Origin of the sequence: Paenibacillus medicaginis, from assembly GCF_042138635.1 — a bacterium.
In the GTDB taxonomy this organism is placed as follows: Bacteria; Bacillota; Bacilli; order Paenibacillales; family Paenibacillaceae; genus Paenibacillus; species Paenibacillus medicaginis.
The window spans coordinates 44493-56301 of sequence record NZ_JBHIRY010000031.1 but is presented as its reverse complement, the minus strand read 5'-3'; the positions used below and the strand labels follow the sequence as shown (position 1 = coordinate 56301).

General features: G+C 48.5%; 11 protein-coding genes and 1 pseudogene. 8 read left to right on the top strand and 4 right to left on the bottom strand.

Annotated elements, in window-relative coordinates:
- Window positions 1–504 (top strand): annotated as a pseudogene (locus ACE5LO_RS22935) (collagen-like repeat preface domain-containing protein); the annotation flags it as partial.
- A 180-nt stretch (window positions 505–684) separates the two neighbouring features.
- Window positions 685–1800 (top strand): glycosyltransferase, encoded by a 1116-nt coding sequence (locus ACE5LO_RS22930; RefSeq protein ID WP_375522285.1) that lies wholly within the window; start codon window positions 685–687, stop codon window positions 1798–1800.
- Window positions 1801–1875: 75 nt separating this feature from the next.
- Here the strand turns inward: ACE5LO_RS22930 and ACE5LO_RS22925 are convergent, their stop codons facing one another.
- The gene (locus ACE5LO_RS22925; RefSeq protein WP_375522284.1) at window positions 1876–2445 is read right to left on the bottom strand and encodes a hypothetical protein; all 570 of its coding nucleotides are present in this window, start codon (window positions 2443–2445) and stop codon (window positions 1876–1878) included.
- Between the two features lie 107 nt (window positions 2446–2552).
- Window positions 2553–3362 carry an aldo/keto reductase gene (locus tag ACE5LO_RS22920; protein ID WP_375522288.1) on the bottom strand — a complete coding sequence of 270 codons (810 nt, stop codon included), beginning with the start codon at window positions 3360–3362 and terminating at the stop codon, window positions 2553–2555.
- Between the two features lie 200 nt (window positions 3363–3562).
- Between ACE5LO_RS22920 and rfbH the strand changes: the two genes are divergently transcribed.
- The 4 genes from rfbH to ACE5LO_RS22900 are packed head-to-tail and all read left to right on the top strand — an operon-like array spanning window position 3563 to window position 8615.
- Window positions 3563–4891: a lipopolysaccharide biosynthesis protein RfbH gene (gene rfbH / locus ACE5LO_RS22915; RefSeq protein ID WP_375522283.1), complete on the top strand. Its 1329-nt coding sequence runs from the start codon at window positions 3563–3565 to the stop codon at window positions 4889–4891.
- Window positions 4888–5667 (top strand): glucose-1-phosphate cytidylyltransferase, encoded by a 780-nt coding sequence (gene rfbF, locus ACE5LO_RS22910; protein ID WP_375522282.1) that lies wholly within the window; start codon window positions 4888–4890, stop codon window positions 5665–5667. Before rfbH ends, rfbF begins: the two co-directional genes overlap by 4 nt.
- A gap of 53 nt (window positions 5668–5720) precedes the next feature.
- Window positions 5721–6809, top strand: coding sequence for a CDP-glucose 4,6-dehydratase (gene rfbG / locus ACE5LO_RS22905; RefSeq protein ID WP_375522281.1), 1089 nt, complete (start codon window positions 5721–5723; stop codon window positions 6807–6809).
- Window positions 6810–6842: 33 nt separating this feature from the next.
- Entirely contained in the window at window positions 6843–8615 is a 1773-nt protein-coding gene (locus ACE5LO_RS22900) for a thiamine pyrophosphate-binding protein (RefSeq protein ID WP_375522280.1), read from the top strand.
- A gap of 80 nt (window positions 8616–8695) precedes the next feature.
- Here the strand turns inward: ACE5LO_RS22900 and ACE5LO_RS22895 are convergent, their stop codons facing one another.
- Complete coding sequence (locus ACE5LO_RS22895; protein ID WP_375522279.1) at window positions 8696–9541, bottom strand: hypothetical protein; 846 nt, start codon at window positions 9539–9541, stop codon at window positions 8696–8698.
- A gap of 171 nt (window positions 9542–9712) precedes the next feature.
- Window positions 9713–10111 (bottom strand): hypothetical protein, encoded by a 399-nt coding sequence (locus tag ACE5LO_RS22890; protein WP_375522278.1) that lies wholly within the window; start codon window positions 10109–10111, stop codon window positions 9713–9715.
- A 175-nt stretch (window positions 10112–10286) separates the two neighbouring features.
- Here ACE5LO_RS22890 and ACE5LO_RS22885 point away from each other — a divergent pair, with 175 nt between their 5' ends.
- Both ACE5LO_RS22885 and ACE5LO_RS22880 read left to right on the top strand, forming a co-directional pair.
- Entirely contained in the window at window positions 10287–10475 is a 189-nt protein-coding gene (locus ACE5LO_RS22885) for a hypothetical protein (protein WP_375522277.1), read from the top strand.
- 108 nt (window positions 10476–10583) lie between these two features.
- Window positions 10584–10916, top strand: coding sequence for a hypothetical protein (locus ACE5LO_RS22880; protein ID WP_375522276.1), 333 nt, complete (start codon window positions 10584–10586; stop codon window positions 10914–10916).
- Window positions 10917–11809: the final 893 nt, after the last annotated feature.

Sequence of the window (11809 nt, the reverse complement as noted above, 5' to 3'; positions counted from 1 at the left end):
GTAACGGGTCTGACTGGTTTGACAGGAGTAACGGGTCTGACTGGTTTGACAGGAGTAACGGGTCTGACTGGTTTGACGGGAGTCACGGGCCTCACAGGAGTGACTGGCCCAACTGGCCCGACTGTCACAGCCAATAATTTTCTTGGACTTCACACCGTAATAGATGTTTTACCGGCTAATTCAGTCGTTCCATTTACCATTACGCGGACGAACGGAACGGCCATCACAGGTAATGCAAGTGGTGATATCACTCTGGCTCCAAATCAGACGTATTATGTGGATTACAAAACGAACGAGAGTGGGCCGACAGCTGTATCTGCCGCTTTGTTCCTTGACGGTGCCCTTTTACAGGAAACCCTCTCTGCTGGTACGAGTAATCAAGAGATTGTAACTTTAAACGGAAGCACCATTATTTCAACTACCTTAACAAGTACATTACAATTGAGGATTGGGCAGGCTGCTACTGTTGGTAATTCATCTGTAAGCGTCATTAAGCTGGCTTAACCGGTATTACATCGGCTACTCTAATTTCAGCAGTCGGCTTCAGCGTCTCCTGACAGTTTGGGAGGGAGGAAGCCGGCTTTTTTCTTCTTAATGCGATAAGTGGAATGACAGATACTGAGAAAAAACGCATAGCATAGTCCTGTATCGTGGAATCACCGGACTTTAGTAAAGAGGTGGGTTATGGATAAGCCGAGTATTTCGTTATGTATGATCGTCAGGAACGAGGAAAAATATCTTCCGAAATGCCTCAGCAGCGTTCAGCGTATTGTGGATGAAATTATTATTGTGGATACCGGATCCACGGATGATACGGTTGCGATTGCACAGGCCTTTGGAGCCAAAGTCATTCAGATGCAGTGGCAGGACAGCTTTGCGCACGCCCGCAACCGGAGCTTTGAGGAAGCGACAGGAGACTGGATTCTCTGGCTGGATGCCGATGAAGAGATGGATGTGAACGAAGCCGACAAACTCAAGGAGCTGCTGACCCGGGATGCCATCCATGAGCAGCGGATCGAGGGCATTCAATTTGTGTTCTGCATGCACCTTGAAGGAGGTGCTATGGAGTACAATTATCTGCATCGAATGGTTCGGAACCGTCCGCAATACCGTTTTGAAGGCAGGGTACATGAACAGATTATGCCTAGTATGCTGAAATTCAAGTCGGATTTGCAACTAGGACAGTTTGATATCCATGTTCACCATTACGGATATCTGGCTAAAAATATGCTCTCTCAGGATAAAGTACGCCGAAATATAACGCTGCTTCAACAAGCGATAGCGGAGCATCCGGATTTTCCGTATTATTATTATTACTGGGGTATTGAGTTGTGCAGACTAAATGATCTGCAGGGTGCGCTCCACCACTTTAATATATTTTTGAACATGGCGTATGATGATTCCCAAAAGGGGATATTGGCCAGTGCGCACAAATACAGGCTTATTACCCTGGCGGGCCTTGGGCGTTATCAAGACATGGTTCGGCACAGTATGGAAAGTATTGCCCGATTTCCTGGATTCACGGATTTGTATCATCTAAGGGCGATTGCCTTCAATGCTTTGGGGGAAACCGACAAAGCCATTGACTCATTGCGGCAAGCGCTGAACATCGGTCCGTCCGAGGAGGGATATCCAACCACGGCGGGATTCGGGACATATTTAACGTGCCAAGACCTCGGCTTATTGTATGCAGCTGCCGGAAATTCAAAAGGCGCGGACCTATATTACACGCTGGCGAGTCTACTGTCCGTTAATACGGCAATCACCTTCAAAGAACTGTCGGATGTTGTGAGCGTATAGCGGAATCATCAGGCCACTTGTAGTGAGGCAGTGGCCTTCTTCCGGTGTACTGCGCATGGCGATGAACCAGGACGATCATGGGATGGTTCCTTTTGGTGGCGTAGGATCTGGCGGATTGTGCTCTTCCCGTATATCGTTGACCCCTTTTTGTTCATCCAGAATGTCCGTGTTCTGCGCAGAAGTCTTCGACGTCTTGTCGGTTTCGGAAGGGTTACTCACATCACGTGAAAATTGAAACTCAGGTTTGGGCGCGCGGATCAGGCGGTCCATAATGGAGGGAATCAGCAGAGCCAGCGCACAAGCGAAAATAATACAGATCGTGTAGGCTTCATGCTGCCCGGGTGAGAAGGGTGGAAACACCACATTTCGGTACCATACGATAAAACCGTTCAGCACCAGTCCCGTGAATGCCAGCCAGTGTCCGAAACGCGTGGCCGCGCCTTTGGCCCTGTACATCCGCAGCCTGACAAAAAGGGATAATCCCCCAAACAGCAACAATATGACGACCAGCATAAGCAGCAGGAAGGTCGTAAAATACGATTCTTGCGGACCAAGCAGTACATATGTACCAAGGAACCGGAAGAAGACAAAAGCAACCAGCCAGAACAGAATTCCCATAACCACGAATTTGATCCATTGCATCATGAGGGCCATCTCCTTGATCGGGTGTAGTAGCTGTATTATGTTCCGGCTTATTTTGAACTATGCATACCTTGAAACAAGAATTATTTCATTCCGGCCTGTTAGGGACGTCAATCCCGGAATGCGAACTGATTGGGGTCTTCACCGAATCTTTGATTGAGGTTCAAGGCGTCGATTGCAAGCATATGTTCCTGGGACAGGTGGAAATTGAAGATGTCCGCATTCTCGACCAGGCGCTCCGGGCGGGACGATTTGGGAATCGTAATTACGCCTTTTTGCAAATTCCAGCGCAGGATGATCTGTGGCACCGTCTTGCCGTACACCGAGGCGATATCCGACAGCAGGGGAATGCAGCGGAAATTTCCCTGCATCAAGGGACTCCAGGCTTCCATCTGAATCTGATGCTGCTTGCAGAAGGCCAGTAGAGGCTCCTGGGTCAGGAGCGGGTGAAACTCGACCTGATTCACGGCAGGTTTTACGCTGCTATTGGCCATCAGCTCGGTCAGATGATGAATCTGAAAATTGCTGACACCAATGGCTCTCACCTTGCCTTGCTTTTGCAATTCGATAAAAGCTTCCCATATTTCCCGGTACTGCCCCTGAATGGGCCAATGTATTAAATAAAGGTCGATGTAGTCTGTCCCCAGACGCTGCAGGCTTGCTTCGCAGGCCGTAATCGTTCCGTCGTAGGTGGCATTTTTGTTCCACAGCTTGGTCGTTAGGAACAGCTCCCGTCTTGGCAGCCCATAACGCTTGACTGCTTCCCCCACCTGCATTTCATTTCCGTAAATCGCAGCAGTATCCACACTTCGATACCCGGCCGTCAGCGCATCCCGAATGACGCGGCTAATCTCGTCAGGGTTCTTGACCTTCCACAATCCCAGCCCCAGCCAGGGCATTTTCACTCCATTGTTCAGCATGCAGCGTTCCCGTATATCTCTAATCACAGCGCACCCTCCAGACGGTTGTCATTTCTGTTTGCCTGTCCGTTTTGCTACATCATATTCGCGCGGGGTTATCCATTATGCTTCTGCTTGCACTCCTAAATTTGGTGGCACATCATGGGCAGGTGGGCACATATACATATAAATAAAGATGCAAATAGGGGAGGATTACTTAGATGTCTGTATCCGATAGGGATCTGCGCACGAAAATACTGGAATTAACTGCCGAATACCATCAAGCGAAATGGCGTGAAAAAAAATTCCGTCCCGGCGTGGATTATATTCCCGTCAGCGGTAAGGTGTTTGACGCTACCGAGCTGTCGAACCTGGTCGATGCTTCCTTGGATTTTGTATTGACCACATACCGTTATGCTCAAGTTTTTGAAAAAGAGTTCGCCGCCTTTATGAATACACGTTATGCCATGCTGACCAATTCGGGATCAAGCGCCAATCTGCTGGCCTTCTCCGCATTGACCTCCCCGCGTCTCGGGGAACGGAGAATTGAGCCAGGCAGCGAGGTCATCTCCGTAGCGGCCGGATTTCCGACGACTATTAATCCGATCCTCCAGAACGGGGCGGTCCCGGTATTCCTGGATGTGGATATTCCAACCTACAACATCAATACAGCCCTGCTGGAAGAGGCGATTAGCCCGAAGACCAAGGCCATTTTCATTGCACATACGCTCGGTAATCCGTTTAATCTGGCCGAAGTGAAGCGGGTCGCGGATAAGCATAACCTTTGGTTAATTGAGGACACCTGTGACGCGGTGGGCTCGGTCTATAACGGTCAGCATGTCGGCTCTTACGGGGATCTGGCCACCGTCAGCTTCTACCCGGCGCATCATATTACGATGGGCGAAGGCGGTGCGGTGCTGACTTCCTCGCCAAGGCTGAAGAAGATCGTTGAGTCCTTCCGGGATTGGGGCCGGGATTGCTGGTGCAATGCAGGCGTAGACAATACCTGCGGCAGACGCTTCGATTGGCAGCTTGGCGATCTTCCCGCAGGTTATGATCATAAATATACGTACAGCCATATCGGATATAACCTGAAAGTGACGGATATGCAGGCAGCGGTCGGGGTGGCTCAGCTGCAGAAGCTCCCGGGCTTCATCGACAAGCGCAAAGAGAATTTTGCCTTCCTCACGCAAGCCTTGAAGCCGCTTGAGGAGTTCCTCATTTTGCCAAAAGCCACGCCTGACAGCGATCCGAGCTGGTTCGGTTTTCCCATTACACTGCGCGCAGGGGCGCCGGTTACCAGAAATGAGCTGGTACAGAAGCTGGAAGAGAGCCGCATCGGGACCCGGCTGCTGTTCGCGGGCAATATCCTGCGCCAGCCAGCTTACAAGGATATCCCACATCGTGTGGTTGGTGAGCTGACGAATACAGACAACATTATGAACAACACCTTCTGGATCGGGGTGTATCCGGGGTTAACGGAGGAGATGCTGCAGTATGCGGCAGATACGATTGGCAAGATCTTGAGAGCCGGGGGTAAAACGGTATGAAGATTGTGATTTTGGCAGGCGGTTATGGCACCCGTATCAGTGAGGAGACCCATCTGAAGCCGAAGCCGATGATTGAGATCGGAGATAAACCGCTGCTGTGGCATATTATGCGTATTTTTTCGCACTACGGACAGAACGAATTTATCATTTGTCTTGGTTATAAGGCCAATGTCATTAAGGAATATTTTGCTCATTATGATTTATACGGTTCGGATGTCACGATTGATTACGGCAAACCTGCGTCTGAACAGATTACGGTTCATAATCAGTATCTGGAGCCCTGGAAGGTCACCCTTGTTGATACGGGCCAGGATACGATGACCGGGGGCAGAATCAAGCGTATTCAAAAGTATGTGGACAATTCCACTTTTATGCTGACCTACGGGGACGGGGTGGGCGACGTTAACATCGACAAGCTGCTGGAATTTCACCGGTCCCATGGAAAATTCGCCACCGTATCTGCCACGCAGCCTAGCGGCCGGTTCGGGATGCTTGATTTAGGGGAGAGCTCGGAGGTATTAGGATTCAAAGAGAAGCCGCAAGGGGATGGCGGCTGGATTAATGCGGGCTTTTTTGTGCTTGAGCCTGCCGTGTTTGATTACATTGAAGGCGATGCGACGTTGTGGGAGAATGAGCCGCTGGAAAACCTGGCCAACTCCGGCCAGTTGATGGCTTACCAGCATAACGGCTTCTGGCATCCGATGGACACCCTCCGTGACAAGAATTATCTGGAGGGGCTGTGGAAAAGCGGGCGGGCTCCCTGGAAGAAAGGCTAAGCGTATGCTTCCGAAGTAGTTGACGCTTACAAAACTTTTAGGAGGATAACGCCATGGCAATATCGGGAGAGTTCTGGAAGGGCAAGAAGGTTCTGCTTACAGGTCATACGGGGTTTAAAGGCAGCTGGCTCACTCTGTGGCTGCACCATCTGGGGGCAGAGATCACGGGATATGCGCTGGAGCCGCAGACGGAGCCGAATTTATTCACTGAGGCCGGAGTCGAAGGGATTTGCCGCTCCGTGATCGGCGATGTGCGCAACCGCGGGCATCTGCTGGAGACGATGCTTGCGGCTGAGCCGGATATCGTCATCCATATGGCGGCCCAGCCTCTGGTTCAATATTCATATGAGCATCCAGTCGAGACGTTCGAAGTGAATGTCATGGGAACGGTGAACGTGCTGGATGCCGTTCGGCAGACCTCGGCGCTGAATGGGAAGCTACAGGCTTTCCTTAATGTAACGACAGACAAATGTTATGAAAACCGGGAATGGGTGTGGGGCTACCGCGAGAGCGACCGGCTTGGCGGCTACGATCCGTATTCGAACAGCAAGGCATGCTCCGAGATGGTAACGGCAGCCTACCGCAGCAGTTATTTCAACCCGGATACACACCCGGCTCCGCTGCCGGTGGTAGCCACGGCCAGAGCCGGCAATGTGATCGGGGGCGGGGATTGGTCGGAGAACCGTATCATTCCAGATTGTATCCGTGCCTTAAGCGGAGGCGGCCCCTTAATGGTACGGAATCCCGCAGCCATTCGCCCATGGCAGCATGTGCTTGAACCGTTAAGCGGGTATCTGCAGCTCATTGAAGCGATGGTTACACACGGGAACACCTACGTTGGCGGATGGAACTTCGGCCCGGACGAAGATAGCGAGCGCAATGTGGAGTGGCTGGTCAGAGGGGTTGGCAGGCTGTGGGGCAAGGATGATTTTTATCAGATTCAGAGTGGATCGGCGCCGCATGAAGCGCTCAATTTGAAGCTGGACAGCGCCAAGGCGAAACGAAATCTCCACTGGTCTCCACGCTGGGATATCCATACAGCTCTCCAATACACAGTAGCGTGGTACCAGGCCCATCAACAGCATGAATCGATGCGGCAGACCTGTGTGGATCAGATTGAAGCTTACATGGCTTCGGTTTAATGGAAAAGCATCTGGAAAGGGGGATAGGAAGGAATGAAATTATCCGATTACGTCATCGATTTCATCAGCCGTCATGGGGTCAGGCATATTTTTGAAATGACAGGCGGGGCGATTGTGCATCTGATCGATTCAACGATTGATGCCAAGGGGATCACTACGGTATCGATGCATCATGAGCAAGCCGCCGCCTTCGCGGCCGAAGGTTACGGCCGGGTCAACGGAAAGCTTGGGGTAGCCATGGCCACCAGCGGACCAGGGGCGCTGAATTTGCTGACCGGGATCGGCAGCTGTTATTTCGACTCCGTGCCGTGTTTGTTTATTACCGGGCAAGTGAATACGTATGAATACAAGTTCGAACGCCCTGTCCGACAAATCGGCTTCCAGGAGACGGATATAGTCAGCATTGCCCAGCCGATTACGAAGTTTGCAAAATTGGTGACTGATGATAAGAACATCCGCTACGAGCTGGAAAAGGCGGTGTACATCGCTCAGCATGGCCGGCCCGGTCCGGTGCTGCTGGATCTTCCGATGAATGTGCAGCGGGCCGAGATCGAACCGGATGAGCTGGATAGCTTTTTCGGCAGTGAAGAGCATCGCCAATATGAAGGGGATACGGGCCCTGGTGAAATTCCGGAAATAGCGGAGGTCCTTGACCTGCTTGCCGAGGCGAAGCGTCCCTTGATTCTCGCTGGCGGAGGGGTCCGGGCAGGGAATGCGGCCGCCGAGCTGCAGGAGTTCGCAGACAAGAGCAGTATTCCCATCGTCAGCTCCCTGCTCGGACTGGATGTGCTGCCGACCACGAATCCCTTAAGTGTAGGGTTAATCGGCTCTTACGGGAACCGTTACAGCAATCTGGCTGTGGCGAACTGTGACCTGCTGCTCGTGCTCGGCTCCAGGCTGGATACCCGTCAGACGGGAACGAGGCCGGATACCTTTGCACGTGAGGCCAAAAAGATTCACGTCGATATCGATGCCGACGAGCTGAATGCCAAGGTCAGCGTAGATGTGGCCATCCATGCCGACGTTAAACGATTTCTGCAGCAGATCAACGAGCGGGTACCGCAGGCCCCGAAGCGTAAATATGCGGCCTGGAAGCGGACGCTTGAGGATTACATGCTGCGTTATCCAAGCGGCGTGAAGCCGGCGAAGCCCGGCGTCATCGACCCGAATCTGTACATTCAACTCCTGTCTGCCTGCTGTGAGGAGAATGATTTGATTGTGCTTGACGTGGGCCAGCATCAGATGTGGGCAAGTCAGTCCTTTCAATTAAAGCCGGGGCAACGCTTGTTAAACGCCGGCGGCATGGGAGCCATGGGCTTTGCCGTTCCGGCGGCCATCGGAGCCGCGATGTGCCAGCCAACCAGCAGAGTTGTGGTTATTGCGGGTGATGGCGGCTTTCAAGTGAACATCCAGGAGCTGCAGACGATTGTGCAAAACCAGCTGCCGATCAAAATCTTCATTATGAATAATCATCACCTGGGCATGGTTCGGCAATTCCAGGATATGTATATGGACGGACGTCGCCAATCGACGGTAGAAGGCTACGGCTGCCCTGACTTGGTGGAGGTGTCGGAGGCTTACGGCATCCCGGCCCAGCGAATTTCCAAGTTTGAGGAGGCCCAGCACATCACCAGCGAGGCGCTGAAAACGCAGGGGGCCTACCTTGTGGAGGTCAATCTGGAGACCGATACAGAAGTGCATCCGAAACTGGCCGTGAACCACCCGGTTGAAGATATGTATCCGTTTCTGGAACGAACCGAGCTTGCAGGCCTTATGAAAATCAAACCCCTCCCGGACTCGCCATAATCCCCCGCTGGAGGCGAACCGGGTCGCCTCCATGGGTATAAAGAATGGCCCGATCTCGTACATGATGATCGGGCCATTCTTTATACATATTTAGAGTGATGAGTGGATAAGTAGATTTGGAGGTAATTATTAAAGTCCGTTTCATTTAACTCCCTTGTGCGTGTCCATTCAAATAAACGAATATTTGACAAAAATGAAAAGAAGTCAGGATTTTTTAACAATTCTATAATGAGGGTGTTTTTGGCTGCTACCGATTTTGACTTTGTATCATTCTCGTTTAATATGATTGTACGTACAAAACCTAAAAGTAAGTCTGTCAGTTCTAACCCAATCTCCTGTCCTTTTGGTAATAAACAACTTCCTATAATTTTAAATTGTTCCCCACGGTAGATGGATTGAACATTTAATTGTTCCTTTATTGTCTCGTGCAGCTTGATATCTCTATACTCTGTAGCCTCTTCGATGAAAATATTGGCGTCAATTGAGAGGTTTTTAGCGTATCCTCGAAGTAAACCGTAAATTAATCGTTCAGGAAATTTTGAGTATACAACCTGGGAAATGTCTTTTCTTGAGCTAGTGCTTGTGCTTAAAATTGAGTAATCATAATTTATTACATTAAATTTTAGCATACTGCCATGGCTTGATAGTAGCTGCATTACATCTGCGATATTAGTTTTTATCCGAAAATCACCAGTAAATCCTACCCAATGAAATTTTACTTCGTTATCTCTAAGCTTTTGACACCAAGTTTGAAATTTATCGGAATTATATAGGGGAGAGGGGATTGAGAGGCCACCCATAAGGTTGGGACGATTAGCCCTTTTTCCACTTTCATCAAAAAAGATGTTTAAGTCAAAATATTCATTCTTTTTCTCCTTTAATATTGACAAACGGCAACGCTTTTCTTTATAATTTATTGTAAACACATCTTTCTTTCCGAGTGATAGCGGGAGTGTTTTTTCAAAGGTTGGCCACTCTTTCCGTGGATAGCGTGGCGCTTTATTTTTTATTAATCAACTTCAATACAGTTTTCATTTCATTAGGCGCCAAATGGCGTCTTTTTCATTTCCATATAACTGTGACATCTTACGAGCTTTTTATTTTTTTAAGCTCTCAATAGCATTTATTACTTCTCTAAGAGTTCTTATTTCTTTCATAAAACTGTCATCAACTTCAAGCAGATTAACATTTGCTAGTTGACGGAGGGAATGTAGAGTTTGATCTAATACTTGATTAATTTGGTTCTTGAGATCTTGGGATATTATATCCGTAGTAGAGTTAAGCTCGTAGACACCTCTTTCGGTTGACACAACAGCCGTATTGTCCAGCATCGAACGGAGAGCACCAGCAAATTGACCTTGAGTAAAAGTGTAGCCAGATTTTTCGGCGTATTCTTTAAGCTCAGGAATTTCAAATCTTCCCTTCTTCTGTAGGAGATTCATAGCAAGTTCTTTTATTATTGGAGCGGCAGGAGCGGAAACTTTAATGGTAATCATCCTTTGTTTTTAATTAATTAAAATCAATCTTAATGCACAATTCAACATGATTATGTGCATTGCTGGTGATTTATTAATGGTTTGAATGTATTTTGAAATTATTTTAATCTGTCACTAACCCGTAGAAGCTTGAATCATTCGGAGAACAGTTGAGAACAAATGGAGGTGATTGGTCTTGAGTAAACATCATAAATCTTCGCAGAATAAAAACCATACTCAAATTGTTCGCTCTTTTTTGAGTGATACGGAAGGCACAACACATCTACCAAGAATAGTGATGGTACCTGGAGATAATGGTAAAGATAAGGAAGGCTTGGTTGTATTCTCGCGGAACGCGATTTATAAAAAGCCCTCATTTTTATAATTTTGGAAAAGGTGGCCTTCTAATAAAGAAGACCACCTTTTTTTGCGATCTGTACTTGAACTTAACAAAATATTCCCAAAAATATTACAAAGATCCTGAGGTGAGGACGTGGCTTTTCATTTTGTAGCCATACTAAGTGACTATGTTGAAGGTCAGAGAATAGGATGGCACTATGCCTCTGAGGATAAGCTCGATAAGGAAGTCATTGGCGCTTTTATGAAAAAAGTCGAAGCTTGTGGACACACAGCGCTTGGTATTCATAAACTGTCCACCGATTCCGTTAAGTGGTCTTCAGTGGTTGAAAAGGACTCTTTCTTTGAAGACATCTTTGTGACAGAAGATATGGAAGTCATTATAAGTCAGATCTCTGCCAGTAAAGAGTTAAGTGTACATGATGTGGTAAAATGCATACGCAGAGTATCTATTGAAAACAAGACGTAAATTGTTCCAAGAGCCTATAGTTGATGAATTCCTTGTATCAACGGGGATATCATTGCCAGCTTCTGTTGTTCGAGTAATTGGTTCAGAGGATGGGGTTGTTGCAACCCAGTGTATAGTTGACGTCCTGTTACGATACAAGGATTTTGACGCTAGAGATTTAGTTGCTAAGACTCATCAAGCGGGTGGTCCGTGGGATAGGGTTTACATAGAAGGGGTCAACTACTCATGACTCAAGTCACGAGCTTGTCTCTGCCTACGTCGTAGACAGTGCTTGCGCTTCGCACAAGCCTTTTAGACTTATTCCTAACCAGTAGTGCAAACGCACCTTATGGTGCTCCTACCTTAGCGTGTTGGAACATCAGGACGGCTGACTTCGCCCCTGCAACAAGAGGTATACTCATGTTGCACTGTACCCCATGTACTTGATTCCTTTGCGGTACAGGTATGGTGATTGTTAAAGCCATAGGGATAGATAGGGTTTGTTTCAACGAGTGCCTTGGTTACTTGGTGATGGACATCCAGCAACTAACGGTTTTCTCTTGAACTATCTTTTCACTTGAATTCAGTATAGCATGGATCAAGAGATCCATGGTTAAATTTCATGACGGAAGGGGGAAGCATGGAGATTTCGACTTGCGAGCTACAATAGTAGCCCTTATGCCGAGCGCAATTCCTCACACGGCTAAAGCCGCGTGTCTCCATGCGCATTTGATGAATTGTCTCATCTCCGATGAAGCCATTATCGCCAGCCACCATCTGGTTGTCTGACAGGTAATAACAACAGCATATTTGCATTCAACTTCTACGAATGCCAAAGAAAGTACTGTTTCACTGGCAATTAATTCGCCAATGGAGCAGTATTTTTTTATTGTATGCAAGCCACGGGTTTATTG

Bases quoted from the DNA above. Each gene is read 5' to 3' on its own strand.
- ACE5LO_RS22930 (WP_375522285.1), top strand. From the start codon at position 685: ATGGATAAGCCGAGTATTTCGTTATGTATGATCGTCAGGAACGAGGAA.
- ACE5LO_RS22925 (WP_375522284.1), bottom strand. From the start codon at position 2,445: ATGATGCAATGGATCAAATTCGTGGTTATGGGAATTCTGTTCTGGCTG.
- ACE5LO_RS22920 (WP_375522288.1), bottom strand. From the start codon at position 3,362: ATGCTGAACAATGGAGTGAAAATGCCCTGGCTGGGGCTGGGATTGTGG.
- rfbH (WP_375522283.1), top strand. From the start codon at position 3,563: ATGTCTGTATCCGATAGGGATCTGCGCACGAAAATACTGGAATTAACT.
- rfbF (WP_375522282.1), top strand. From the start codon at position 4,888: ATGAAGATTGTGATTTTGGCAGGCGGTTATGGCACCCGTATCAGTGAG.
- rfbG (WP_375522281.1), top strand. From the start codon at position 5,721: ATGGCAATATCGGGAGAGTTCTGGAAGGGCAAGAAGGTTCTGCTTACA.
- ACE5LO_RS22900 (WP_375522280.1), top strand. From the start codon at position 6,843: ATGAAATTATCCGATTACGTCATCGATTTCATCAGCCGTCATGGGGTC.
- ACE5LO_RS22890 (WP_375522278.1), bottom strand. From the start codon at position 10,111: ATGATTACCATTAAAGTTTCCGCTCCTGCCGCTCCAATAATAAAAGAA.